Origin of the sequence: Actinokineospora diospyrosa (genome assembly GCF_024171925.1) — a bacterium.
Taxonomy (GTDB): Bacteria; Actinomycetota; Actinomycetes; order Mycobacteriales; family Pseudonocardiaceae; genus Actinokineospora; species Actinokineospora diospyrosa.
Genome location: NZ_JAMTCO010000001.1, coordinates 670540 through 696131 on the forward strand (window position 1 = coordinate 670540; position 25592 = coordinate 696131).

Sequence of the window (25592 nt, forward strand, 5' to 3'; positions counted from 1 at the left end):
TCCTGGTGCGTGTCTGTCGTTGGACAGTGCCACAGTAGGGGCTAGATGTGTAGGGTTATTTCCACCTTGCTAAGTGGGTATCCGGTTAGGCCAGCTTCCGCTGGATTGTGTCGGTGTCCGGGTCGGCGAGCTTCTCCAGGAGGACTAGCGCGGCCTCCCAGTGCTCCCGGGCCTCGGCGGGCCTGCCGAGGCCTGCTAGGGCGGCTCCGAGGGCGTCGTGTGTGCGGGCCTCGGTGTGCCAGTCGTCCAGGGATTGGGCTAGGGGGAGGGCTTGGGTGGCGTAGTCGAAGGCCTTGGTGGGGTCGTCCATGCTGTTGTGGACCCCGCTGAGGGCCGCGTAGACCATCGCCACGTTTCGCTGGTCGCCGTGCTCCTTGCGGATCTCCAGGGACCGCAGCAGGCTCGCGATGGCGGCGTCGTACTCGCCGAGGCTGTGTTGGGCCGCGCCGAGCAGCCTTAGGGCCGTGGCCTCGCCGAACGAGTCTCCCTCGGCGATGTGCAGGTCCAGAGCTTCGGTGAGCGTCGTGACGGCTGAGGCGACGTCGCCGAGTAGGTGTTGGACGTCGCCTATGTCGCGGAGGGCCCACGCTTGAGCCCAGCGCTCGCCTAGTCCTTGCCAGCCCGCGCGAGCCAGGTCGAAGTGCTCAAGAGCGGTGGCGTAGTCACGCAATCCCCGGTAGGCGAGCGCGATGCTCGTGTGCAGCCACGCCAGTGCGCTCTGGTTCCCCGTTGCCCGCGCCGCGCGCAAAGCCACCAAGTGGGTGTCCACCCAGTCGTTCAGCGGACGGCGGACTAGGAACTCGCCGAACATGGTCACCGGCAGCTGCCATGCCAGCGTCAACTCACCCGCGCGCTCGGCTTGTGCGACCGAGTCCACCAGGTTTGCCCGCTCTTGGTCGCACCAGTGGAGGGCCTCCGCCCTGTCTGCGAACGTCGGTAGTTCTGCCGTTGGGTCGGGCAGACCTATGTCGATACGGGTGAAGTTCGGCGCGAACACCCGAGCGGCAGCGTCGGCCACTTGCGCGTACCAGGTGAGCAAACGTCGTAGTGCTTGTGCGTGTTCTGGGTCTTCGGCGGCTCGTTCGGCGGCGTATACGCGAAGGAGATCGTGGAACCGGTAGCGCTTGGGGGAGTCTTCGCGAACCAGGTGGGCATTTACGAGCGCGTCCAGCAATCGACGGGTCGTTGCCACGGGGAGATCCACCAGTGCCGCGACAGCACCAACGCTGATGTCTGGTCCCGGGGCTACGCCGAGGAGGCGGAACAGCCGGGCCGCTTCAGGCTGCAACGTCCGGTAGGACAAGGAGAACACCACGCGCACTGCGGCAGTGGGGTCCTCATCATCGGTGAGAGCGTCTAAGCGCTCTTGCCGCAACTCCTCGGCGAAGTCGGACAGGCTCAACGACTCGTTCGCGGCGAGCCTGCCGCCGACGATGCGCAATGCCAGAGGCAGGTAGCCACAACTGCGCGCCAACTCCGCGGCCGCATCGGGTTCGGCCGCCACTCGGTCGCTGCCCGCGATCCGGGCCAGCACCTCGACTGCCCGCTGCGGGGGCAGCACGTCCAAAGCCATCCGTTGAGCCCCCTCCCTGGTCGCCAATCCCGTCAGTCTACTGCGACTGGTGATCAGCACGCGGCACGTAGGCGAGCCGGGCAGCAGCGGGCGGACCTGCTGCGGGGTGGCCGCGTTGTCCAGGACGATGAGGATTCGCTTGCCATACACCAGGGATCGGTACAGAGCCGCTCGCGGCTCAGTACCCACCGGGATGCGTTCGCCAGGTATGTCTAACGACCGCAGAATCTGCTCTAACGCGTCCTCGGCAGGCACAGCGTCGTCGGCATGGTAGCCGCGGAGGTCAAGGTAGAGGTCTCCGTCAGGAAAGCTGTCCCGTACCTGATGGGCCCAATGCGTTGCCAATGAAGTCTTCCCGACGCCACCGATCCCCACAATCATCGTTGGTACAACCGGAGTAGGGCTCTCCAGCCAGTTGCCCAACGACGCCAGGTACTTCTCTCGATCGTTGAAGTGTGCGGTATCTGCCGGTAGCTGCCGGGGGACCGGCAGTGCTACCTGCGTGGTGGAGAAGTGAACGCCGCCGGCGATAGTGTGCGCCTGGACGACGTTCGATGATGTTGCGGCCAAATGGTTCTGGGTCGGTTCGTCGGCCACGGGTGTCCCTCGGCGGGTGATCAACGGATCGGCAGGCGGCCACTGTAGCGGTCCCGGGCTGGTGGCGGGCGGGATTCACGGCCGGTGGGCGGGAACTCGCCCGCCGGGCGCCCGCAGCCCGTTCGAGCAATCGGGTCGGGGCCTGTTCACCGGCGGTCACCTCCGGCAATCCTATTGATGGAACCCACTGCACCTACCGTGTTATCTAACGGTGAACGGCTTGTTTCAGGGCGGACAAAGGAGTCTAGTTGCGAACGGGCCCCTCGTCGGGCCCGAGATCATGGGGGATGGTCGCGATGACGTTCGAGGACAACGCTTTGCTCGCCGACTGCGCCGCGGCGGTGCTCGCCCGCCACGAGCCGCGGCAATGGCGGCACGCCGTCGACGAGCGTTGGCACTACGTGCTGCCCGCCGACCACCAGCGTCGTGACCAGGGCTGGAAGTTGCACGTTCCCGCGACTCCGCTGTCGGCGTGCTTAGTGCTGTCCCGCGCGGTGGAAGTGCTCGCCCGGCACCGGTGCGCGTTCAAGTTCGCCGCCACCCTGCGCCAGTTGCACGAACTCGTTGGCCCCAACGCCGATCGCAACGCGGCGGGCAAGTTCCTCACCGTGTACCCCAACGACGATGCCCACGCGCGTGCGGTAGCCGAAGATCTCCACGAGGCGACTCTTGGTCTACCGGGCCAATGGATCCTCACCGACCGCCGGTTTCGTCCGCATTCCCAGGTCTTCTACCGCTACGGCGGATTCACCCCGCCGATGGTGCTGACCGACGACGGCGAGTACCGCTCCGTGCTCCGCGCACCGGACGGAACGGTCATTCCGGACCAGCGCGGTGTTGGTCGAGTGGCCCCCTCGTGGGCGGTCGACCCCTTCGTCCACGCGACGGCCGAACCGTCCACTGTGGCCTCCACCGCCCCCGCGGCCCGCACTGCCCCGTCGGTCTCGGCGCCCCCGTCGGCCTCTGCGGCCACTGCGGCCACTGCGGCTTCGGCGGTGCTCATCGGCGGCAGGTTCACCGTCCGCACGGCGATCCGGCAGAACAACCGGGGCGGGGTGTACCTGGCCGAGGACCCCGCGGGGACCCGGGTCGTGCTCAAGCGCTTCCGCGAACACACCGGCGCCACCGTGGACGGCGGCGACTCGCGCACCCGCGCCCGCGCCGAGGCGCGCATGTTGTCGCTGCTCGGCCCGCAGGGCGCCGCGCCGGAGTTCATCGACATCTTCACCTCCGGCACCGACATCTTCGTGGCCCAGCAGTGGATCGACGGGGTGCCGCTGCGCCGGTTCGTCGCCCGCGAGCTGCGCCCCAGCGGCACCGCGCTCGCCCTGGACCTGGACCTCGTCGTGGACCTCACCGAGCAGCTGCTCAGGTTGCTCGCGAAGGTCCACGCCGCCGGGTACGTGCTCGGTGACCTCACCCCGAACAACGTGCTCGTCACCCAGCAGCGGCGGCTGGTGCTGATCGACCTGGAGTCCGCGCTGCGGCCGGACGACATCGCTCCCCGGCTGCTCACGCCCGGCTACGCCGCCCCGGAGGAAGAAGGGCGGGCGAGGATGATCGCCGTGGCGCCCGACCGGGCCACCGACCTCTACGGCCTCGGCGCGACCCTGTTCCACCTCGCCTCCGGCGCACACCCGCCCGCGTCCAAGGGCGCCCGGGTGCGCGAGATGGTCCGGTCGATGGCACTGCGCAACCCCGTCGCGGCCAGACTCGCCCCGGTCATCACCGAGCTCCTCGCACCGGAACCCGCGCGACGGCCGGGTATCGAAGACGTTCGCGCGATCCTGGCCAGGCCGGTACCCGCGCCCGAGGTGCCCGCCCAGCCCGACATCGCCGAGCTCATCGACGGGATGCTCGACGACGTCGTCACCACCGCGGACCCGGCGGGTGCCTCGATGTGGCGCAACTCGGAAACGGCGAGCCGGTACGACCCGTGCTCTGTGCACGTCGGCGCTCCCGGGGTGATGCTGGTGCTGTGCCAAGCGGCGCGGGCTGGCTATAGCGAAGTGCTCGACACCATTGACACCGCGGCCCGGTGGACGATGCGCAAGCTGCCCGACGAGCCACGCGTGCTGCCCGGTCTGATGTTCGGGCGCGCAGGCACCGCCGTCAGCCTCTATGAGGCAGGCGTGGTGTTAGGCGCAGAGGACGTCTCCGCGGCGGGCCTGGACTTAGCGCGGATCCTGCCCACGCAGTGGCACGTGCCGGACGTCTTCCACGGTGTCGCGGGCGCCGGGCTGGCACTGGTCCGGCTGTGGCGGCACACCGGCGACGACGACCTGCTCGCGCGGGCCCGCCGGTGCGCGGACGGCCTGCTCGGCAGCGCGACCCAGGACAGCGCCACCGGTGGTCCACAGTGGACCGCGACCGGGAACTTCCTGCTGGCGGGCACCCGGCACTGGGGCTTCGCGCACGGCACCGCGGGCATCGCCACCTTCCTGCTCGACATCGCCGAGGCCACCGGTGACGACCGCTACCTCGACGTGGCCCGCGCCGCGGCCGAGTCCCTGGGGCGCGTCGCCATCCTCGACGGCGAGGCCGCGTTCTGGCCCAGCGGTGAGGACGACGAGCACGCCGACACGGTCCGCCTCACCGGGTTCTGCAGCGGCGCCACCGGCGTCGGCACGTTCCTGCTGCGGCTGCACCAGCTCACCGGCGACCGGGCGGCCCGCGACCTGGCCGAGCGCGCGGCCACCGCCGTGCACCACGCCAACTGGACGTCCCCGCCGCTGTGGTGCCACGGCCTGGCCACCGACGGCGACTTCCTGCTCGACTGCGCAGGCCTGGCCGACTTGGCCACCACCCACCGCGACCGGGCGGCCGACACCGCCCGCGTCATCGCCGCCCGCGCCGTGCGCCGCCGCGGCCGCCTGCTCACCCCGGACGACACCGGTGACGTCGTCGCCTCGTTCGCCAACGGGTACGTGGGCGCCCTGTCCTTCCTGCTCCGCCTGCACCACGGCGGCGCCCGTCCCCTCCTGCCCGACTACGCCCGAGACGTCGTCTCGGCCTGACCCCAGCGAAGGGAGGTGCCCAGGATGGAACTGACCGTGAACGCGCTCGACCTGCTGCCCGCCGTCGAGCAGACCGGCGACGAGCCGCAGCTGCTCTCCAGCTGCTGCAGCCACTGCTTCTCGTCCATGATGCTCGTCACCAACGGCTGCGAGTGGTGACCCATGTGATCGGTGGTCGTGCCCGACAACCGGACCGACCACCGGTCATGTGACCGTCGGCATACCCGATCCCGGAAATAGTCAAGCGCTCAATCAAGTTCTCCCGAGTGCCATCCGCGATCGAGGGAGACCTGCCATGACCACCATCCAGACCGCCGCGCTGCGGTTGGCCGAGGACGCCCAGGACCTGCTGTTCCGCCAGGCCCGCACCGCCAACGAGTTCGCCGCGGAGCCGGTCACCGAGGAGCAGGTCCAGGCCATCTACGACCTGGTGAAGTGGGCGCCCACCGCCATGAACAGCCAGCCCCTGCGCGTCGTGCTGGTCCGCACCCCCGCCGCCCGCGCGCGGCTGGCGGACCACCTGTCCGAGGGCAACCGCGCCAAGACCGCCGCCGCCCCGCTCACGGCGATCCTGGCCGCCGACACCGACTTCCACGAGCACCTCCCCACCACGTTCCCGCACGTCCCCGGCGCCAAGGACTTCTTCGCCGACCCCGCGGCCCGCGCCGAGTCGGCCCGCTTCAACGCCCTGCTGCAGGCCGGGTACTTCGTCCTGGGCGTGCGCGCCGCCGGTCTGGCCGCGGGCCCGATGACCGGCTTCAACGCCGCGACGCTGAACGCCGACTTCTTCCCCGACGGCCGCTTGAGTGCCCTGGTGGTGGTCAACATCGGCAACCCCGTCCCCGCCGAGTTCCCCCGCAACCCCCGGCTGTCCTACGCCGAGGTCGTCCACACCGTCTGACCAGGCCCGGCGAAAGCAGACAAGCCGACAAAGACGAAGGGGCCGAGGCGGTCATCCGCCCCGGCCCCTTCTCGCGTGCGCTTACCCCACGACGAACGTCTCGGCCGACGGCGACCCGTTCTCCCGCCGCGCGATCCAGTCCTCGATCGCCGCCACGGCCAGGTCCACCGGGATCCCGTTGAGCTGCGACCCGTCGCGGAACCGGAACGACACCGCGCCGGACTCCACGTCCTTGGCGCCCGCCATCAGCAGGAACGGCACCCGCTGCAGCGTGTGGTTGCGGATCTTCTTCTGCATCCGGTCGTCCGAGGCGTCCACCTCGACCCGCACCGCCTTCGCCCGCAGCGCCTTCGACACCTGCAGCAGGTGCTCCACGTGGTCCTCCGCGATCGGGATCCCGACCACCTGCACCGGGGCCAACCACGCCGGGAAGGCGCCCGCGTAGTGCTCGGTGAGCACGCCGAAGAAGCGCTCGATGGACCCGAACAGGGCCCGGTGGATCATGACCGGGCGCTGGCGGGTGCCGTCACCGGCGGTGTACTCGAGCTCGAAGCGCTCCGGCAGGTTGAAGTCGACCTGGATGGTGGACATCTGCCAGGTGCGGCCGAGGGCGTCGCGGGCCTGCACGGAGATCTTGGGACCGTAGAAGGCCGCGCCACCGGGGTCGGGGACCAGGTCCAGGCCCGAGTCGGTGGCCGCGACCCGCAGCGCCTCGGTCGCCTTCTCCCAGACCTCGTCCGAGCCGACGTACTTCTCCTCGTTGCGGGTCGACAGCTCCAGGTAGAAGTCGTCGAGGCCGTAGTCGCGCAGCAGGTTCAGCACGAAGGTGAGCAGCGACTTCAGCTCCTCCTGCACCTGGTCGGGGGTGCAGAAGATGTGCGCGTCGTCCTGCGTCATGCCGCGGACCCGGGTGAGGCCGTGGATGACGCCGGACTTCTCGTAGCGGTAGACCGAGCCGAACTCGAACATCCGCAGCGGCAGCTCGCGGTACGAGCGGCCGCGCGAGCGGAAGATCAGGTCGTGGAACGGGCAGTTCATCGGCTTGAGGTAGTAGTCCTGGCCGGGCTTGCGGACCGTGCCGTCCTCGTTGTACTCCGCGTCCAGGTGCATCGCCGGGTACATGCCGTCGCGGTACCAGTCGAGGTGGCCGGAGGTCTCGAACAGCGTGCCCTTGGTGATGTGCGGGGAGTAGACGAACTCGTAACCCTCCTCCTCGTGCCTGCGCCGCGAGTAGTCCTCCATCGCGCGCCGCACGATGCCGCCCTTGGGGTGGAACACCGCCAGGCCGGAGCCGATCTCGTCGGGGAAGCTGAACAGGTCCAGCTCGGTGCCCAGCTTGCGGTGGTCGCGCCGCTCGGCCTCGGCGATGAGCTCCAGGTGCGCGTCCAGCGCCTCCTGCGACTCCCACGCCGTGCCGTAGATCCGCTGCAGCTGCGGGTTCTTGTCGTTGCCGCGCCAGTACGCCGCCGCGACCCTGGTCAGCTTGAACGCCGGGATGTGCTTGGTGGTCGGCACGTGCGGGCCGCGGCACAGGTCGCCCCACACCTGCTCGCCCGAGCGCGGGTCGAGGTTGTCGTAGATGGTCAGCTCGCCGCCGCCGACCTCCATGATCTCGCCGGTGTCGACGTCGCCCTTGATGTCGACCAGTTCCAGCTTGAACGGCTCGGTGGACAGCTCGGCCTTGGCGGCGTCGAGCGAGTCGAACACCCGGCGGGAGAACCGCTGCGCGCCCTTGATGATCTGCTTCATGCGCTTCTCCAGCGCCTGCAGGTCCTCCGGGGTGAACGGGGTGTCCACGGCGAAGTCGTAGTAGAACCCGTCGCGCACCGGCGGGCCGATGCCCAGCTTGGCGTCCGGGAACTGCTGCTGCACCGCCTGCGCCAGCACGTGCGCGCAGGAGTGCCGGATCACCGACCGGCCGTCGTCGGTGTCCGCGGCGACCGCGGTGACCTCGACGTCGACCTCCGGCGCCCAGGACAGGTCGCGCAGCCTGCCGTCGGCCTCGCGCACCACCACGACCGCGTCCGGGCCCTTGCCGGGCAGGCCAGCCTCACGGACGGCCGCGCCAGCCGTAGTGCCCGCCCGCACCACCACGCTCGAGGCGGGTGCGACGGCTGGGGACTGTGGCTGGGACACGGGTGCTCCTCGGTGCTCGGCGGCCACAACGGCTGTGACCTCGACACCGGGGATGCTAGCGATCGCCGACCGGCGCCCGCCCGCCGGTTTCCCCCGCCTGTGGACAACTCGCGATCAGGTGCCCAGGATGGTGCGCAACCGCTGGATCTCGTCGGTCTGCTCGGCGACGATGTTGTCGGCCATCTCCTGCACGGTGATGTCCGCGCCGTCCTTGCGCACCACGTTCGCCATCTGGATCGCGCCCTCGTGGTGGCGGGTCATCAGCCGCACGTAGAGCTCGTCGAACCCGGCCCCGGTCGCGGCCTCGAGCCGCGCCAACTCCTCGGCGGTCGCCATCCCCGGCATCGGGTGCCCGGAGTGGCCGCTGTGGCCCTGGTGCGCCGGGTCGATCGCGGGCCTGCCGTTGGCGCGCAGCCAGTTGTTCATCGCCCCGATCTCGGGCCCCTGGGTGTCCGCGATGCGGCTGGCCAGCCCCTTGAGCGAGGTGTTGGCGGCCCGCTGCGGCGCCAGCGCCGACATCTCGATGGCCTGCTGGTGGTGGGCGATCATCATCTCGGCGTAGCTGAAGTCGGCGGCGTTCGGCGGCACGGCGGGCACACCGGACTCGATCTCCTCCGGCGAGAGGGTGTGGTTGGCCTCGCCCGGTCGACCCGGCTGGATGACCGGGTTCACCGCAGCGGGGTCGGTCGAACAGCCGCCGATCCCGATCGTGAAGACGACCGCGATGGCCGCCCCAGCCACCCGCAGCACCATGCTCGAACTCCCCTCACCCCGCGTCCGACCGCCGAACGTACCTGACCGGATCGAGTGGCAACAGGGCGTACCCAAATGGTGAAAAGCAGCAACAAACGGGGCTGGTTGCGATCTTGCGCCCGGGTCATACTGCCGGTTCCAGGGTCTTCACGAGAGGGGTGCGCAGGGTGGCTCTTTCCCATCGCGGCAGGCGCAGGGCGTCGTCGTTCGCGGTCGTCGGGGCGGCGGTGCTGACGATCTCGGCGCTACTGGGGGTGCCCTCGGCCGCGGCGCAGAACCAGTTCCCGGGGCCGGACGAGATCGTGACCAGCCCGAACGTCAAGCACCTCGCCAACATCCCGGCGACCGCACCGCTCAAGGGCGCGGGCGCCACCGGGTCCGACCTCGCGTTCACCGGCGACTACGCCATCGCGGGCAACTACCTCGGCTTCACCATCTACGACATCAAGAACCCCAAGGCGCCGACCATCGCCAGCCAGGTGCTGTGCCCCGGCTCGCAGAACGACGTCTCGGTCAGCGGGAACCTGGTGTTCCTGTCCACCGACTCCAGGCGCAGCGACGACTCCTGCTCCTCGGTCGCCCAGAACGACGGCACCAAGCCCTACTGGGAGGGCATGAAGATCTTCGACATCAGCGACAAGCGCAACCCGCGCTACATCAAGGCCGTGGAGACCGACTGCGGCTCGCACACCCACACGCTGGTGCCGGACAAGCGCGGCCGCGACGTCTACATCTACGTCTCCTCCTACGCCCCGGCGAGCAACATCAGCAAGTGCCTGCCGCCGCACGACAAGATCACCATCATCAAGGTGCCGCTGCGCAACCCGGGCGCGGCCGAGATCGTGGCCACGCCGAACCTGTTCCCCGACGGCGGCAACCCCGGTCGCGGCAGCTCCGCCGACATCTACGTCCCGTACGTCGTCCCGACCTCGGGCTGCCACGACATCACGGTGTTCCCCTCGAAGAACCTCGCCGCGGGCGCCTGCATGGGTGACGGCGTGCTGCTCGACATCGCCGACCGGGAGAAGCCGCGGGTGATCAACCGGGTGCAGGACGACGACCACTTCGCGTTCTGGCACTCGGCGACCTTCAACAACGAGGGCACCAAGGTCATCTTCACCGACGAGCTCGGCGGCGGCGGTGGCGCGACCTGCAACGCCAAGATCGGCCCGACCCGCGGCGCCAACGGCATCTACGACATCACCGGCCGCGGCGACCAGCGCGCGCTGGAGTTCCGCAGCTTCTACAAGATCGGCCGCTACCAGACCGAGAACGAGAACTGCGTGGCGCACAACGGGGCCCTGCTGCCGGTGCCCGGTCGCGACATCATGGTCCAGGCCTGGTACTCCGGCGGCATCCAGCTGGTCGACTACACCAACTCCGCGCAGCCCAAGGAGATCGGCTTCTTCGAGCGCGGTCCGGCGGCCGTACCCGGCGAGGGCGGCGGCGTGTGGTCGGCGTACTACTACAACGGCTACATCTACGCGAACGGCCTCGGTAAGGGCTTCGACGTCCTAGAGGTCAACGACCCCGCGACGGACCCGGCCAAGTCTTACCGGTGGACCGAGTTCAACGCTCAGACACAGACGACCTACGGCAAGTAGCGGTACGGCAAGAGGCCCCACCTCCGGGTGGGGCCTCTTGTGCTGTCGTAGGGGCCCGAGTCCCTGTCCAGGGGCGATGCGGCGTCAGGGGGCGCCACTAGGATCAGAGCATGGCTGGATCCATCCCCACCGAGGGGCCCGAGTTCGTTCCCCAGGAGGGGGTGGGGATCCCCGATGCCCTCCAGCGGCTGTGGACCCCCCACCGGATGGCGTACATCAAGGGTGAGAACAAGCCCGAGGGCGACAGCAGCGCGGGCTGCCCCTTCTGCGCCCTCGTCCACCTCGACGACGCCGAGGCCCTGGTCATCGCCCGCGGCGAGACGGTGTACGCGGTGCTCAACCTGTACCCGTACAACCCCGGCCACCTCATGGTCGTGCCCTATAGGCACGTCGCCGACTACACCGACCTGACCCCCGCCGAGACCGACGAGCTGGCCAGGTTCACCCAGCAGGCGATGCGCGTCGCCCGCAAGGTCGCCGCTCCGCACGGGTTCAACCTCGGCATGAACCAGGGCGTGGTCGCGGGCGCCGGGATCGCCGCCCACCTGCACCAGCACCTGGTGCCGAGGTGGGGCGGGGACGCCAACTTCATGCCGGTCATCGGCCACACCAAGGTCCTCCCGCAGTTGCTCGGCGACACCCGCGCCCTGCTCGCCGACGCCTGGGACGACTGACCGCGCCCGACTGGCCACACCCGAGCGACCGCGTCGCGCTGGACCCGCCGCGCTGGACCCGCCGCGCTGGACCGGGGTCCGGTAACACCGCCCGGCCACCCCGCGATCATGTCCGTGATCAACCGGTGGGAGGCGTGGTGGACATCTGGCACGCCGCGCGCGCCACCTGGGCGGCCAACGCCGAGCCGCTGCTGGGCAAGCTCGGTGGCCGCCCGGCCAGCCTGGTGATCAAACGGCGGTACAACTTCCTGGTCCGGCCCGCGGTGGGCATCGCGATCACCGGCATGCGCGGCACCGGCAAGTCCTTCCTGCACCAGGCGCTGCGGCAGCGGTTCCAGCTGGGCCAACCCGTGCTGGAGGGCGAGAGCGCCGACTACGAGCGCGACCGGTTCGTCACCGCGACCGGCGGCGGCAAGCGGCACGTCGAGCTGGTCGTGGTCCCGGGCCAGAAGGACTCCGAGCAGGGCAGGCGCACCAGGGACCGCTACTTCGCCAACGGCAACGCGCCCACCGGCGTCGTGCACGTGGTGTCCTGGGGGTTCAGCAAGATCTGGGACGAGGACCTGCAGCGGGTCGCCATCGCCGAGAGCGCCGCGCTGCCCGCCACCGACCCGCGCGCCATGGCGCACCTGCCCGAGCTGGTGGAGCAGGCCCGCGCGCACAACCTGCGCGGCGAGCTGGACGACCTGCGCCAGACCCGGTCCTGGCTGGAGAGCAGCTGGGAATCCCGCTCCGGGCCGTTGTGGCTGGTCATCGTGCTGGCCATGCCCGACCTGCTGCACCGGAACCTGCCCGACCCGGCCGCGGCGCGCGCTGCCGACGCGGCGACCCTGGCCGCGGTCGGCGGCCACTACCTGCCCTCGGCCGACCCCGGCCGCGACAGCGAGTTCGCCAGGGAGGTCCGGGCGCTGGTCAACTTCGTGGGGGAGAACCGCTTCGGCGCGCGGGTGGCGATGATGCCGGTGATCTCGTTCCGCAAGCCGTTCACCGTGGGCGGGGTGGCGATACCGTCGCACGGCGACGACGAGCTGGTGGCGACGCTGATGAGCAGGTTCTCGAACCGGATCGGGGTGTTCTGCGATGGCGGATGAGTCGACGTGGTCCGCGGAACCGGGGCGCCTGGGCGCTGAGCTGGAGGACGCCCTCACGCACGCCGAGCACGCCCTCGAAGGGCTCGACCGCGCCGAGAGCCGCATGCAGACCGTGCGCCTCATCGGGCTGGCACTGATCGTGCTGTTGGCTGCCGCGACCGTGGTGACCTGGGCTTTCGCCCCGGGGAACGTGGCCGCGGGCGTGCTGTTGGCGGGGTTGGCCGGGATGAGCGCGGTGCTGGTCGCCCGCGACTACGCGCAGACCAAGTCCACCAGGGAGCGGGAGCGGCGCGCGGTGGTGCAGCTCTCGCGGCTGGCGCGCGACCTGCTGCCGGTGGTCGTCGAGCAGGAGGCCTGGAGCGAGTTGCGGCACGTCACGACCCGGGCCCGGATCGCCCGGTTCCCGATCTCGGAGCGGTCCAGGTGAGCGCCGAGGCGCCCGGCTGGACCGCGCTCGGCAGGACCGCCGACGCGCTCGCGGTGGCCGCCGCCCTCGGCGGCCTGGTGCTGCTCGGGTTCAAGGCGGCCGGGATCGACCTGCTGTCCGACCCCGACACGCAGGCGCTGACCTGGACCACCGTCGGCTTCGGCGCGATGGGCGTCGCGACGATGGTCACCGCGATCGTGCGGGTGCAGCGCGACGGCGCCGGTTTCGCGGCCGACCGGGGATCGGCGACCCGCTTCCTCTACAGGATTAGCGCGGCCCTGCTGATCCTCGCCGTGACCACCGGTGGGATCGCGGTGCTGCGCCCGGCCCCCGAGCCGCCCTGCGTGATCGTCGCGGGGACCTGACACCGGCCCACGCCCGAGGGGGCGTGGGCCGGGACCCGGCTCAGCCCTGGCGCAGGACGGCCTCGAGCTCGATGTGGATGGAGATCTTGTCGCCGACCACGGCGATTCCGTTCTGCACGCCCTCGAAGTTGACGCCGAAGTCGCGGCGGTTGATCTCGGTGGTGCCCGAGAAGCCGACGCGGGTGCCGCCGTAGGGGTCGGGGCCGAAGCCGTTGAGCTCGAAGCGCAGCGGCACGGTCTTGGTCACGCCCTTGAGCGAGAGCTCGCCGTCGAGCACGTACTCGTCGCCGTCGGCGCGCACGCCGGTGGCGGTGTAGGTCAGCTCCGGGTAGGTCTCGACCTCGAAGAAGTCGGCCGAGCGCAGGTGCCCGTCGCGCTGCTCGTTGTAGGTGTTGATGGTGTTGAGGTCGATGGCGACCCGCACCGACGCCGCGGTCGGGTCCTCGGTGGTGACGATCTCGCCGCTGACGCCGTCGAAGCGGCCCTTGACCTTGCTGACGACCATGTGCCGCACGGTGAAGCCGACGTCGGAGTGGACCGGGTCGATGTCCCAGGTGCCTGCGACGAACCCGGGGAGCTGGGCGAGGGTCATGGCGAATCTCTCCATCGGTTGATTGAACTCTCAACCGGAACCCTACCCGCTGCAAGTTGAGAGCTCAACTAGTAAAGTGGTGGGATGGACGACACCCGGTGGCTCTCCGCCGCCGAACTCGAGGTGTGGCGGACGTTCGTGACCATGTTCGGCGCGCTCGGCGAGCACATGGACCGCCAGCTGCAGCGCGACTCCGCGATGCCCTACACCTACTACGAGATCCTGGTCGTGCTGTCGCACGCCCCCGACCGCGCGCTGCGGATGAGCGAGCTGGCCGGGCTGCGCGGGTCCAGCCGCAGCAGGCTCTCGCACGCCGTGGCCCGGCTGGAGGCCCAGGGCTGGGTCGAGCGCCGCGAATGCCCGACCGACAAGCGCGGCTCTATCGCGGTGCTCACCGACGCCGGTTTCGCCGCACTTGAGGCTGCCGCGCCCGGGCACGTCACCACAGTGCGTGAGGCCGTCTTCGACCGGCTGACCCCGGAGCAGGTCCGGGCTCTTGGCGCCATCAGCGCCGCGATCCTCGACGGCATAGATCCGGACAAGTCGCTGCCCGGGTGTCGGGAGCTGGGCTGACCAGCCCGGGCGCACCAACGGTCACCCGCGGCGGTTACGCTGCCCGGGCCAGGTCGTCCCGCGGTTAGGTGCGTCTCACAGCCCCATGCTCAACATCTTCGCCCGTGCCTCCGTCTCCCGCGTCACCGATCCGATCGGGGCGCGGTTGGTCCGCCTCGGCCTGACCCCCAACGCCGTCACCCTCCTGGGCACCGCCGCCGCCATCGCCGGCGCGCTGTGGCTGTTCCCCACCGGGCACCTGCTCGCCGGGACCTTCGTGGTCTGGGGCTTCGCCATGTTCGACCTGCTCGACGGGGCCATGGCGCGCGCGCTGGGCGGGGGCACCCGCTACGGCGCGGTGCTCGACGCCACCTGCGACCGCCTCGTCGACGGCGCCCTGTTCTGCGGCATCACCTGGTACCTGTTCGACATCGGCGACCGCACCACCGCCGTCGCCGCCCTCATCTGCCTGGTGTTGGCGCAGGTGATCTCTTACGTCAAGGCGCGCGCGGAGGCCTCCGGGCTCGACGCGGACGGCGGCCTGGTGGAGCGCGCCGAGCGGCTGATCACCACCCTGGTCGGCGCCGGGCTCACCGGCCTCGGCGTGCCCTACGCGCTGGAGGTCGCGCTGTGGCTGCTCGCCGCGGGCTCGGTGATCACCGTGGGGCAGCGGCTGCTCGCGGTGCGCCGCAGCGCCCTGGAGCGCACGGAGGAGAAGGCCCATGAGCTGGGGTGAGCGCCTGGCCGACCTCGGCTACGGGGCCGGGTGGCGACTGGTCCGGACCCTGCCCGAGGGGGCGGCCGCCGGTCTCTTCCGCGGTGTCGCCGACCTCGCCGCACGCCGCGAGGGCCCGAGTACGCGGCAGTTGAGGGCCAACCTCGCGCGCGTCGTGCCACTCGCAGGGCCCGCCGAGCTGGACGACCTGGTGCGGCAATCGCTGCGCTCTTACGCGCGGTACTGGATGGAGGCGTTCCGCCTACCGAGCATGGATCACGCCGCCGTGCACGCGGAGATCGGCGCCACCATGACCGGCAACGAGTACATCGTCGCCGCGCTCGCCGAGGGCAACGGCGCGGTCATGGCCTTGGCGCACTCGGGCAACTGGGACGCGGCCGGGGTGTGGATGGTGGGCGAGCACGGCAAGTTCACCACCGTCGCCGAACGCCTCAAGCCGGAGTCGCTCTATAACCGGTTCGTCAGTTACCGGGAGTCCCTGGGCTTCGAGATCATCCCGGCGACCGGTGGTGACAAGAACCCAGCCGCCGTATTGGCCGAACGACTGCGGCAGAACAAACTGATCTGCCTGCTCGCCGACCGTGATCTGACTCCGGCAGGCATACCGGTCAACTTCTTCGGCGAGAAGACCAGGATGCCGGGCGGGCCCGCTTACCTTGCCGCGCGCACTGGAGCCCCTCTTATCCCGGTCGGCTGCTGGTACACCGACCACGGTTGGGGACTTCGAATCCACCCGCCGGTGAAGGTCGACGGCGTGCGTGGGATCCCGGCCGCCACTCAAGCACTGGCGGACGTCTTAGCCGCCGACATCGCAGCGCACCCGGCCGACTGGCACATGCTGCAGAAGCTTTGGATCTCCGACCTGACCGAGCAGGGACAGCGGGAGTTGGCGGTCGAGGAGGCACCTCGAGGACGCCGTCGGTGAGCGGGTGGGGGTCGGCATGAGGGTTGGCATCGTCTGCCCGTATTCCCTCGACGTGCCCGGCGGGGTGCAGGCGCACGTCTTGGACCTGGCCAAGGCATTGCGCGGACTCGGGCACGACGTCGACGTGCTCGCCCCGGCCGATGAGGACACTCCACTGCCCGACTACGTGAGCCCCGCGGGCAAGGCACTCGGTATCCCTTACAACGGTTCCGTCGCGCGTCTGTCCTTCGGTCCGGTCTCTTACGCGAGAGTGCGTCGTTGGGTCCGCGAACACGACTTCGACGTCTTGCACCTGCATGAGCCCACAGCGCCCAGTCTGTCCATGTTGGCGCTAATGGTCGCCGATGGCCCTATCGTCGCCACCTTCCACACTTCGACGCCTCGCTCCCGCACGCTAAGCGCCTTCCACTCCGTCCTACAACCGTTCCTGGAGAAGATCACCGCCCGGATCGCGGTGTCGGCCCTGGCCAGGCGTGTCCAAGTGGAACACCTCGGCGGCGACGCGGTGGAGATCCCCAACGGCGTGGACGTGGACTTCTTCCGCTCCGCCCAACCGATGCCCGGGTACCCGCGCGCGGGCGGCACCATCGGCTTCGTCGGCCGCTACGACGAGCCCCGCAAAGGCATGCCGGTGCTGCTCGACGCGCTGAACCTGCTCGTCGACGACCACCCGGACCTGCGGCTGCTCGTGGTCGGCCGCGGCGACGAGGCGGACCTGCTCCGGGCGGCCGGACCCCGCGTGGCGCCGCGGATCGACCTGCTCGGGCAGGTCGACGACGCCGAGAAGGCCAGCATGCTCGGCAGCGTGGACGTCTACTGCGCGCCCAACCTCGGCGGCGAGAGCTTCGGGATCATCCTCACCGAGGCCATGTCGGCGGGCGCGGCCGTGGTCGCCAGCGACCTCGACGCGTTCCGCCGCGTGCTCGACGACGGCCGCGCGGGCGTGCTGACCCCGGTCGGCGACCCGGCAGGCCTGGCCGACGGCCTGCGCGCGGTGCTGGCGGACAGGTCGCACCGGGCCTCCCTGGTCGCCGAGGGGGAGCGCCGGGTCGCGAACTACGACTGGTCGGTGGTCGCAGCGCAGGTCCTGCGGGTCTACGAGCAGGCGGTCGCGGCGGTCCCACGCGCGGTGGGGGAGGTGCCGTGACCGTCTGGGTGGTGGTGTTCACGGCCATGGCGGTGCTGGTGCTCGTCGGCATCTGGCTGGTCGGGGTGGCCAACCGGCTCGACCGCCTGCACGTGCGCACCGACGCTGCGTGGGCCGCGCTGGACGCGGCCCTGGCCAGGCGGGCGGTCGTCGCCCGCGCGGTCTCCGGCGGCATCGACCCGCTCGCCGGTGACCGGTTGCGGGTGCTCGCCGACCGCGCCGAGCACGCCGCCCGCCCCGACCGCGAACCCGCCGAGAACGCCCTGACCAGGGAACTCGCCTCGGTCGACCGCCGCTGCCTGCCGCTCACCCTGGTCGCCGAACTCGGCGACGCCGAGCACCGGGTCGTCATCGCCCGCCGCGTGCACGGCGACGCCGTCCGCGACACCCTGGCCATCCGCCGCAGGCGCCCGGTCCGCTGGCTCAAACTGGCCGGTACCGCGCCCAGCCCGCAGTACCTGGAGATCGCGGAGCCCTCGCTCGCCGAGGACGTCGCGCGCCCCGCCGCCCGGGTGGTCCTGCTCGACGCGGCTGGCCGGGTCCTGCTGTTCCGCGGGCACGACCCGGCCCGGGCCGACGAGCACTACTGGTTCACCCCGGGCGGGGGCGTGGAGCCGGGCGAGGACCTGCGCTCGGCGGCCCTGCGCGAGGTCCGCGAGGAGACCGGCATGGAGTTCGCGCCGGACTCGCTCACCGGCCCGGTCTGGCGCCGCCGCGTCGCGTTCAGCTTCGGCGGCCGCAGCTACGACGGCGAGGAGTGGTTCTACCTCGCGCGCGTCCCCGACGGGTCCACAGTGGACACCTCGGGGTTCACCGAGGTGGAGGCGGCCACCATCGCCGAGCACCGCTGGTGGTCCGAACCGGACCTGCGCGCCACCGGCGACACCGTCTACCCCGCGCAACTCGCCGAACTCCTCGCCGACCTCCAGCCCTGGGACGGGACCCTGCGCGCGGTGCGCTAGGCGTACTGGCCCGCCAACGCGGTGGGCAGCGGGTCGAAGCGGCTGAAGGCGCGGGTGAACGTGCCGGCGCCGGAGGTCAGCGAGCGCAGGTCGATGGCGTAGCGGACCAGCGCGGCCGCCGGGACCTCGGCCTGGACGGTGGTCCGCCCGCTGTCGTCGGTGGTGGTGCCCAGGACGCGGCCGCGGCGGGCGGACAGGTCGCCCAGGACGGTGCCCAGGTGGTCGTCGGGGATCGTGATGTGGACCTCGTCGACCGGCTCCAGCAGCGAGATCCGGGCCTTCTCGGCCGCGTCGCGCAGGGCCAGCGACCCGGCGGTCTGGAAGGCGGCGTCGGAGGAGTCGACGCTGTGCGCCTTGCCGTCGGTGAGGGTCACCCGGATGTCGACGACGGGGTGGCCGTCGTGCAGGCCGCGCTCCAGTTGGGCGCGCACCCCCTTCTCCACGCTGCCGATGAACTGGTGCGGCACCGCCCCACCCACCACCCGGTCGACGAACTCGACACCGGACCCGGTGGGCAGCGGTTCGACCTCGATGTCGCACACCGCGTACTGGCCGTGCCCGCCGGACTGCTTCACGTGCCGCCCGTGCCCGCGCGCCCGCGTCGCGAACGTCTCGCGCAGCGACACCCGCACCTGCTCGGTCGCCACCTCGGCGCCCCCGGCGCGCAGCCGGTCGAGCACCACGTCGGCGTGCGCCTCGCCCATGCACCACAGCACCAGTTGGTGGGTCTCGGCGTTGCGCTCCAGCCGCAGCGTCGGGTCACCGGCGACCAGCCGGGACAGGTTGCGCGCCAACGCCTCCTCGTCGGTGCGGGTCTTGGCGGTCACCGCGACCGGCAGCAGCGGCTCGGGCATCGCCCACGGCGCCATCAGGACCGGGTCCTCCGGCGCCGACACGGTGTCCCCGGTCTCGGCCGACCCCACCTTCGTCAGCGCGCACAGGTCGCCGGCCACGCAGTAGGGCACCTCGCGCAGCGCCGCCCCCAGCGGCGAGTAGATGTGCGCCACCCGCTCGTCGGTGTCGTGGTCCTCGTGGCCCCGGTCGGCCAGGCCGTGGCCGGACACGTGCACCGCGCGCTCCGGGCGCAGCGTCCCGGAGAACACCCGGACCAGCGACACCCGACCGACGTAGGAGTCCACCGCGGTGCGCACGACCTCGGCGACCAGCGGGCCGTCCGGGTCGGCGCTCAGCGCGGCGTGCGCGCGGCCTGCCGGATCGGTCACCGCGGGCAGCGGGTGCTCGAGCGGCGACGGGAACGCCCTGGTCAGCGCGTCCAGCAGCGCCGAGAGCCCCAGGCCGGTGCCCGCGCACACCGGGAACACCGGGTGGAACGCGCCGCGCGCGACGGCCGTCTCCAGGTCCGCGATGATCGTCGCCGGGTCGACCTCCTCGCCCGCCAGGTAGCGCTCCAGCAGGGTCTCGTCCTCGCTCTCGGCGATGATCCCCTCCAGCAGTTCCGCCCGCGCCGCGGCCATCGAGTCGACCTCGTCGGGGCTCGCGGGCTCGACCCGCTGCCCCGTGATCCGCCGCTGGGTGATCAGGCCGAGCAGGCCGTCCCCGGCGGGCAGGTACACCGGCAGCACGTTCGCCCCGAACGCCGCTTGGCACGCGGCCAACTCCGCGGCGAAGTCGGCCCTGGCGTGGTCGAGCCGGGCGATCACCAGCGCCCGGGGCATGCCCACCGCGGCGCACTCGGCCCACAGCGCGGTGGTCGCCGCGTCGACCCCCTCGGCGGCGCTGACCACGAACAGCGCGGCGTCGGCGGCGCGCAGACCGGCGCGCAGCTCACCGACGAAGTCGGCGTACCCCGGGGTGTCGATCAGGTTCACCTTCACCCCGTCGTGCAGCAGCGGGGCCACCGACAACCCCACCGACCGCTGCTGGCGCACCGCGGCCGGGTCGTGGTCGCACACCGTCGTCCCCTCGGTGACCGACCCTGCCCGGCTCAGCACCCCCGAGGCGGCCAGCAGCGCCTCGGTGAGCGTGGTCTTCCCGGACCCGGACGGCCCGACCAGCACGATGTTGCGCACCTTCGCCGGGTCGCTGACCGCGACGCCGGACTCGGGTTGGCCGTGCTCGGAGTGCTTGGACCCCACGGTGCCCCACCTCCCTGGGTCGGGAAGCCGCCGGGGCTCCCCATCGGCTGCTGCGGGCTGGTCAGCCCGTGTGTTCGATCTCACACCGATATCGGCGGGTGGACAACCCCACCGCGGAAGTGGTCTGCCGAGATAGCCCTCGATTGGCCGCCCCGATCGGACCACCTGGGACGTAGCCTGTGGTCAGCGCCCTTCCCGGCGCGCCGACTCGACCCGAAAGGCCGCACCGTGTCCGAAGCCACGCAGAACGCCAGCCCCGCCCCCGAGACCGGCACCACCCGGGTGAAGCGCGGCATGGCCGAGATGCTCAAGGGCGGCGTGATCATGGACGTGGTCGACGCCGCGCAGGCCAAGATCGCCGAGAACGCGGGCGCGGTCGCGGTCATGGCGCTCGAGCGCGTCCCCGCCGACATCCGCACCCAGGGCGGCGTCGCCAGGATGAGCGACCCGGACCTGATCGACGGCATCATCGAGGCCGTCTCCATCCCGGTCATGGCCAAGGCCCGCATCGGGCACTTCGTCGAGGCCCAGGTCCTGCAGTCGCTGGGCGTGGACTACATCGACGAGTCCGAGGTGCTCACCCCGGCCGACTACGCCAACCACATCGACAAGTGGGCCTTCACGGTGCCCTTCGTCTGCGGCGCGACCAACCTGGGTGAGGCGCTGCGGCGGATCACCGAGGGCGCGGCGATGATCCGCTCCAAGGGCGAGGCGGGCACCGGCGACGTGTCCAACGCGACCACGCACATGCGCAAGATCCGCGGCGAGATCAAGCGGCTGTCGTCGCTGCCCGCCGACGAGCTCTACGTCGCGGCCAAGGAGCTGCAGGCCCCCTACGACCTGGTCGCCGAGGTGGCCCGCACCGGCAAGCTGCCGGTCGTGCTGTTCACCGCGGGCGGCATCGCCACCCCGGCCGACGCGGCGATGATGATGCAGCTCGGCGCCGAGGGCGTGTTCGTCGGTTCCGGCATCTTCAAGTCCGGCAACCCCGAGCAGCGGGCCGAGGCCATCGTCAAGGCCACCACCTTCCACGACGACCCGGACGTGATCGCCAAGGTCAGCCGGGGTCTCGGCGAGGCCATGGTGGGCATCAACGTCGAGGGCATCGCCGAACCGCACCGGCTCGCCGAGCGCGGCTGGTAGTCCCCGGGGGTGTGCTCGATCGGGCCCGGACCCCGCCCGATCGAGCACCACCGGGCTCACACGTGCTCGGACACCATGCAGGCCACCGTGCCCGCGACCAGCGCCTCGAACACGTGCGGCAGGTCGCCCGGGTAGCAGACGTAGTCGCCCGGCTCGACGGTGACCGGGTCGTCGGTCAGCCCGATCAGCGCCCGGCCCGAGCACAGCACCACGTGCTCGACCACGCCGGGGGAGTGCGGGTGCGACTCGCGCTTGCCGCCCGGTTCGGCGGTGATCAGGTAGATGTCGCGGCGGGCGTGCGGCGGGCAGGACGCGAGCAGCGTGGCCACGTAGTCGGCGCGCTCGGAGAACACCGCGGGCCCCTCGCCCGCGCGGATGACCTGCACCCGGGGCTGCGGCGGCTCGACGAGCCTGCTGAACGGGACGTCGAGCGCCACGCTCAGCGCCCACAGCGTCTCCACGCTCGGGTTGCCCGAACCGGACTCCAGCTGCGACAGCGTCGACTTGGCCACCCCGGCCCGCTTGGCCAGTTCGCTCAGCGAGAGCCCGACCCGGTCGCGCTCGCGCCGCAGTGACCGGGCGATGACCTCCAGCGGCGCGCCGCGCTGTTGCACCGGACCTCCTCCTTCGTCGTGTTCGTTCGTTGTGGCGAACATTGCGTTCGCCTTGACGAACGCAGGCAGGGTGTTCATGATACTGGACTATGCGTTCGATATGGCGAACCCTCGATTCCGGGCTGTGGCGCGGCGTGCTGGCGATCGCCGCCGCGGCCGCGGTCAACGGCGCGTCCTTCGGCGCGATCGCGGTCGCCGCGGGCAACCCGCTGTGGGTGCCGGTCGCCATGTCGGTGCTGGTCTTCGCGGGTGGCTCGCAGTACCTGGCGGTCGGGGTGGTCGCCTCCGGCGGCAGCCCGATCGCGGCGGTCGTGGGTGGGCTCGTGCTCAACGCCCGGCACCTGCCGTTCGGCCTGGCGGTCGGCGACGTGGTCGGCAAGAGCTGGCCCGCCCGGGTGCTGGGCAGCCACCTGCTGATCGACGAGTCGGTGGCCTTCGCCATGGCCCAGAAGGACCCGGTCCGCGCCAGGGCCGCCTACTGGGCCTGCGGGGCGTCGCTGTTCGTGGCCTGGAACGTGGGTGTGCTCGGCGGCGCGCTGGCGGGCTCGCTGGTCAGCGACCCGAACGCGCTGGGGCTGGACGCGGTCTTCCCCGCGGTCATGCTCGCGCTGGTGCTCCCGGCCCTCAAGGAAGCGGGCAAGCTGCGGCCCGCCCTGCTCGGCGCCGCCATCGCCCTGGCCACCACCCCGTTCCTGCCGCCGGGCGTGCCCGTGCTGCTGGCCCTGCTCGGGCTGGTTGCCGTGCCCCGCCGGACCGAGTCGGCTGAAGTGAAGGGGGCGACGGCGTGACCATCGTGCCGATCCTGGTGCTCGCCCTGGGCACGTTCGCCTTCCGCTTCGGCGGGACCCTGCTGCGCGACCGGTTCACCCTGCCCGACCGGGTCCGCGAGCTGCTCTCCACCGGGGCCATCGTGCTGCTGGTCGCGCTCATCGCCACCAGCACGCTGGCCAAGGGGCACGCGTTCGCCGGGTGGGCACTGCCCGCCGGGGTCGCCGTCGGCGGTCTGCTCGCCTGGCGCAAGGCCCCGTTCGTCGTCGTCGTGCTCGCCGCGGCGGCGACCACCGCACTGCTGCGCCTGGCCGGGGTGGCCTGACCCGACACCCCGACCCGGCCGATTACCCTGGTCAACCGGGTCGTGGAACGAGGGAGGACCCACCAGTGTCCGCAGATCGACCGCTCATCGGCGTGCTGGCCCTGCAGGGCGACGTCCGCGAGCACGCCGCCGCGCTCGAGGCCGGTGGCGCCGATGTGATCACCGTGCGCAGGCAGCGCGAGCTGGCCGAGGTCGACGGCCTCGTGCTGCCCGGCGGTGAGTCCACCACCATCTCCCGGCTGCTGGAGACCTTCGACCTGCTCGACCCGCTGCGCGCCCGCCTCGCCGCCGGGATGCCCGCCTACGGCTCCTGCGCCGGGCTCATCCTGCTCGCCGAGAAGGCCCTGGACGCGCGCCCCGACCAGCACCAGCTCGGTGCGCTCGACGTGATCGTGCGGCGCAACGCCTTCGGCAGGCAGGTCGACTCGTTCGAGGAGGACCTGCTGGTCAGCGGGATCGACGACGGGCCGGTGCACGCGGTGTTCATCCGGGCGCCCTGGGTAGAGTCGTGCGGACCGACCGTCGAGGTCCTGGCCAGGGTGCCCGACACCCCGGCGGCCGGAGCCGCCGCCGGTAGGATCGTCGCCGTTCGGCAGGGCAACGTGCTGGCCACCTCGTTCCACCCGGAGTTGACCGGTGACGCGCGCGTGCACCGCCTGTTCGTGGACGTGGTCCGTGGGGACCGGGTCCGCGGGCGCACAACCGACAGCTGAGCCATTGACGGAGGACCGATGAGCGGCCATTCAAAGTGGGCGACGACCAAGCACAAGAAGGCCGCCCTGGACGCCAAGCGGGGCAAACTGTTCGCCAAGCTGATCAAGAACGTGGAGGTGGCCGCCCGCACCGGCGGCGGTGACCCCGACGGCAACCCCACGCTCTACGACGCGATCCAGAAGGCGAAGAAGAACTCCGTCCCGCAGGACAACATCGAGCGCGCCCGCAAGCGCGGCGGCGGCGAGGAGGCGGGCGGCGCCGACTGGCAGACGATCATGTACGAGGGCTACGGCACCAACGGCGTCGCCGTGCTCATCGAGTGCCTCACCGACAACCGCAACCGGGCCGCGGGCGAGGTCCGCACCGCGATGACCCGCAACGGCGGCAACATGGCCGACCCCGGCTCGGTGTCGTACATGTTCAACCGCAAGGGCGTGGTGATCCTGCCCAAGAGCGGCCTGTCCGAGGACGACGTCCTCGGCGCGGTCCTCGACGCGGGCGCCGAGGAGGTCAACGACCTCGGCGACACCTACGAGATCGTCTCCGAGGCCACCGACCTGGTCGCCGTCCGCACGGCCCTGCAGGCCGCGGGCTACGACTACGACTCCGCCGACGCCTCGTTCCTGCCCTCCCTCACCGTCGCCCTCGACGCCGACGGCGCCCGCAAGATCTTCAAGCTCATCGACGCCCTCGAAGACTGCGACGACGTGCAGAACGTGTACGCGAACTTCGATGTCTCCGATGACGTGATGGCCGAGGTCGACTGACGTTCTACCGGGGCCCGGTTGAACCGGGCCCCGTTTCGGTCCCCACCGAGGAGCAGGCGTGCCGCTGGACGACATCACCGAGGAGCAGGCCGCGCTGCGCGAGTGGCTGCTCAAGACCGCGGACGAGGACGGCCACGCGGTGGTCCAAGTACCGGGGGACGAACACGGACCGCCTTACGCATTCACGGTAGGTGCTTGGCGTCGGTTCGGGGCTCCTGAAGCTGTCGTGCTCGGGCTGCCTGTGGACATGAACCAGACCTTCCTTGACGCGTACGTGCGGCGGGCGGCCGCGGGGGAGCGGTTCTTCCCTGGGCTGCCGTACCTGGACTTCTTTGACGGGACCGCTGTGGTGGTGGAACGGGTCCACCCGGACTTCTACCCGTTGTTGGGCAGCGCGCTGCTGTTGTACCCGTCGGGGCAGTTCCCGGTGTTGCAGCTGATCGTCGCTACGCCGGAGGGGCACTTTCCGTGGAGTGCCGGGGCGCCGGAGGGGTTCGCCGAGTGGCAACGGGTTTTGACGGAGAGCGGCGCACCGGAGAGCTGGCGACCGGGGATTGACGGTCCTTGACGGTTGTCCACAACCGTCTTTGCCGTCCACAGGGCGTTGTTCGCTGCTCCTGTTGTGTCGGGCTTCCTCGGTAGGCTGTATATCGGGGGCACTTGTTTCAGTTGATCTTGTGGTGGGTGGTTGTGGGATCTGCTTGTCCACAACGGTTCTAGTTGTCCACAGGGCGTTGTTTGCTGCTCCCGTTGTGTCGGTGCTGCGCGGTAGGCTGTGAGGGTTATTCAGAGCGTGCGTAGAAGTAGAGCCCAATGACTGCTGTGATGGTGGCGGTGAAGGTGTTGAACGGGCGCCGGTAGTCGGTGTGGAGTATCCGCCAGGTTTTGAGGTGGGCGATGGCTCGTTCGACGGCGACGCGGATCTTGTTGTGTTGGAAGTTGTATTCTTTCTGCCATCGGGGTTGTTCGCGTTTGCGGGGTTTGCGGAACGGGGTGATCATGTCGCTGCCGATGTAGCCTTTGTCGGCGAGCCAGGAGGTGGTGTCCCGGCCCTGCAGGATGCCTGATTTCCTGAGGCAGTGAATGTCGTGGTGGCGACCCTCGAACGGTGTT

General features: G+C 70.8%; 26 protein-coding genes. 19 read left to right on the plus strand and 7 right to left on the minus strand.

What is annotated here, in order from left to right:
• Positions 1-85 precede the first annotated feature (85 nt).
• The gene (locus LV75_RS02600) at positions 86-1954 is read right to left on the minus strand and encodes an ATP-binding protein (protein WP_253884959.1); all 1869 of its coding nucleotides are present in this window, start codon (positions 1952-1954) and stop codon (positions 86-88) included.
• Between the two features lie 512 nt (positions 1955-2466).
• Between LV75_RS02600 and lanL the strand changes: the two genes are divergently transcribed.
• The 3 genes from lanL (at position 2467) to LV75_RS02610 (ending at position 6088) form a co-directional block, all read left to right on the plus strand.
• On the plus strand, positions 2467-5187 hold the full coding sequence (gene lanL / locus LV75_RS02605; protein ID WP_253884960.1) for a class IV lanthionine synthetase LanL: 2721 nt from the start codon (positions 2467-2469) through the stop codon (positions 5185-5187).
• A gap of 24 nt (positions 5188-5211) precedes the next feature.
• Positions 5212-5346, plus strand: a complete 135-nt coding sequence (locus LV75_RS34720) for a hypothetical protein (protein ID WP_301318456.1) — start codon at positions 5212-5214, stop codon at positions 5344-5346.
• A 136-nt stretch (positions 5347-5482) separates the two neighbouring features.
• A complete protein-coding gene (locus LV75_RS02610; protein WP_253884961.1) occupies positions 5483-6088 on the plus strand; it encodes a malonic semialdehyde reductase in 606 nt (201 codons plus the stop codon).
• Between the two features lie 81 nt (positions 6089-6169).
• On the opposite strand, the gene thrS is transcribed toward LV75_RS02610, so the two are convergent.
• Both thrS and LV75_RS02620 read right to left on the minus strand, forming a co-directional pair.
• Complete coding sequence (gene thrS / locus LV75_RS02615) at positions 6170-8224, minus strand: threonine--tRNA ligase (RefSeq protein WP_253884962.1); 2055 nt, start codon at positions 8222-8224, stop codon at positions 6170-6172.
• Positions 8225-8338: 114 nt separating this feature from the next.
• Complete coding sequence (locus LV75_RS02620) at positions 8339-8977, minus strand: DUF305 domain-containing protein (RefSeq protein WP_253884963.1); 639 nt, start codon at positions 8975-8977, stop codon at positions 8339-8341.
• Between the two features lie 167 nt (positions 8978-9144).
• On the opposite strand from LV75_RS02620, the gene LV75_RS02625 reads away from it, so the two are divergent.
• The 5 genes from LV75_RS02625 (at position 9145) to LV75_RS02645 (ending at position 13138) form a co-directional block, all read left to right on the plus strand.
• A complete protein-coding gene (locus LV75_RS02625) occupies positions 9145-10581 on the plus strand; it encodes an LVIVD repeat-containing protein (protein WP_372504122.1) in 1437 nt (478 codons plus the stop codon).
• A gap of 110 nt (positions 10582-10691) precedes the next feature.
• A complete protein-coding gene (locus LV75_RS02630) occupies positions 10692-11255 on the plus strand; it encodes an HIT family protein (protein ID WP_253884964.1) in 564 nt (187 codons plus the stop codon).
• Between the two features lie 137 nt (positions 11256-11392).
• Positions 11393-12346 carry a hypothetical protein gene (locus LV75_RS02635; RefSeq protein WP_253884965.1) on the plus strand — a complete coding sequence of 318 codons (954 nt, stop codon included), beginning with the start codon at positions 11393-11395 and terminating at the stop codon, positions 12344-12346.
• Entirely contained in the window at positions 12336-12773 is a 438-nt protein-coding gene (locus tag LV75_RS02640; protein ID WP_253884966.1) for a hypothetical protein, read from the plus strand. Before LV75_RS02635 ends, LV75_RS02640 begins: the two co-directional genes overlap by 11 nt.
• Positions 12770-13138, plus strand: a complete 369-nt coding sequence (locus LV75_RS02645; RefSeq protein WP_253884967.1) for a hypothetical protein — start codon at positions 12770-12772, stop codon at positions 13136-13138. The genes LV75_RS02640 and LV75_RS02645 overlap by 4 nt, the downstream gene beginning before the upstream one ends.
• Before the next feature lie 40 nt (positions 13139-13178).
• Here the strand turns inward: LV75_RS02645 and LV75_RS02650 are convergent, their stop codons facing one another.
• Positions 13179-13745: a YceI family protein gene (locus LV75_RS02650; RefSeq protein WP_253884968.1), complete on the minus strand. Its 567-nt coding sequence runs from the start codon at positions 13743-13745 to the stop codon at positions 13179-13181.
• Positions 13746-13814: 69 nt separating this feature from the next.
• On the opposite strand from LV75_RS02650, the gene LV75_RS02655 reads away from it, so the two are divergent.
• From LV75_RS02655 to LV75_RS02675, 5 genes are all read left to right on the plus strand, one after another.
• Positions 13815-14303 (plus strand): MarR family winged helix-turn-helix transcriptional regulator, encoded by a 489-nt coding sequence (locus LV75_RS02655; RefSeq protein WP_253884969.1) that lies wholly within the window; start codon positions 13815-13817, stop codon positions 14301-14303.
• 85 nt (positions 14304-14388) lie between these two features.
• Positions 14389-15018: a phosphatidylinositol phosphate synthase gene (pgsA, locus tag LV75_RS02660; RefSeq protein WP_253884970.1), complete on the plus strand. Its 630-nt coding sequence runs from the start codon at positions 14389-14391 to the stop codon at positions 15016-15018.
• Positions 15005-15943 (plus strand): phosphatidylinositol mannoside acyltransferase, encoded by a 939-nt coding sequence (locus LV75_RS02665; RefSeq protein WP_253884971.1) that lies wholly within the window; start codon positions 15005-15007, stop codon positions 15941-15943. The genes pgsA and LV75_RS02665 overlap by 14 nt, the downstream gene beginning before the upstream one ends.
• 16 nt (positions 15944-15959) lie before the next feature.
• Complete coding sequence (locus tag LV75_RS02670; protein ID WP_253884972.1) at positions 15960-17090, plus strand: glycosyltransferase family 4 protein; 1131 nt, start codon at positions 15960-15962, stop codon at positions 17088-17090.
• The gene (locus tag LV75_RS02675; protein ID WP_253884973.1) at positions 17087-18052 is read left to right on the plus strand and encodes an NUDIX hydrolase; all 966 of its coding nucleotides are present in this window, start codon (positions 17087-17089) and stop codon (positions 18050-18052) included. Before LV75_RS02670 ends, LV75_RS02675 begins: the two co-directional genes overlap by 4 nt.
• Here LV75_RS02675 and LV75_RS02680 read toward each other — a convergent pair.
• Positions 18049-20148 carry an elongation factor G-like protein EF-G2 gene (locus tag LV75_RS02680; protein ID WP_253884974.1) on the minus strand — a complete coding sequence of 700 codons (2100 nt, stop codon included), beginning with the start codon at positions 20146-20148 and terminating at the stop codon, positions 18049-18051. The two genes, LV75_RS02675 and LV75_RS02680, sit on opposite strands and share 4 nt — an antisense overlap.
• A 228-nt stretch (positions 20149-20376) precedes the next feature.
• Here LV75_RS02680 and pdxS point away from each other — a divergent pair, with 228 nt between their 5' ends.
• Positions 20377-21291 carry a pyridoxal 5'-phosphate synthase lyase subunit PdxS gene (pdxS, locus tag LV75_RS02685; protein WP_308210834.1) on the plus strand — a complete coding sequence of 305 codons (915 nt, stop codon included), beginning with the start codon at positions 20377-20379 and terminating at the stop codon, positions 21289-21291.
• 56 nt (positions 21292-21347) lie between these two features.
• Here the strand turns inward: pdxS and LV75_RS02690 are convergent, their stop codons facing one another.
• Complete coding sequence (locus LV75_RS02690) at positions 21348-21947, minus strand: helix-turn-helix domain-containing protein (protein WP_253885013.1); 600 nt, start codon at positions 21945-21947, stop codon at positions 21348-21350.
• A gap of 47 nt (positions 21948-21994) precedes the next feature.
• Between LV75_RS02690 and LV75_RS02695 the strand changes: the two genes are divergently transcribed.
• The 5 genes from LV75_RS02695 (at position 21995) to LV75_RS02715 (ending at position 25047) form a co-directional block, all read left to right on the plus strand.
• Positions 21995-22693, plus strand: coding sequence for an AzlC family ABC transporter permease (locus tag LV75_RS02695; protein WP_253884975.1), 699 nt, complete (start codon positions 21995-21997; stop codon positions 22691-22693).
• On the plus strand, positions 22690-22998 hold the full coding sequence (locus LV75_RS02700) for an AzlD domain-containing protein (protein ID WP_253884976.1): 309 nt from the start codon (positions 22690-22692) through the stop codon (positions 22996-22998). Before LV75_RS02695 ends, LV75_RS02700 begins: the two co-directional genes overlap by 4 nt.
• A gap of 65 nt (positions 22999-23063) precedes the next feature.
• Complete coding sequence (gene pdxT / locus LV75_RS02705) at positions 23064-23711, plus strand: pyridoxal 5'-phosphate synthase glutaminase subunit PdxT (RefSeq protein WP_253884977.1); 648 nt, start codon at positions 23064-23066, stop codon at positions 23709-23711.
• A gap of 18 nt (positions 23712-23729) precedes the next feature.
• A complete protein-coding gene (locus LV75_RS02710) occupies positions 23730-24479 on the plus strand; it encodes a YebC/PmpR family DNA-binding transcriptional regulator (RefSeq protein WP_253884978.1) in 750 nt (249 codons plus the stop codon).
• 58 nt (positions 24480-24537) lie between these two features.
• Positions 24538-25047 carry a DUF4262 domain-containing protein gene (locus LV75_RS02715; RefSeq protein WP_253884979.1) on the plus strand — a complete coding sequence of 170 codons (510 nt, stop codon included), beginning with the start codon at positions 24538-24540 and terminating at the stop codon, positions 25045-25047.
• A 214-nt stretch (positions 25048-25261) separates the two neighbouring features.
• Here LV75_RS02715 and LV75_RS02720 read toward each other — a convergent pair.
• On the minus strand, positions 25262-25592 hold a 331-nt coding region (locus LV75_RS02720), incomplete at its 5' end, for a transposase family protein (RefSeq protein ID WP_253884980.1).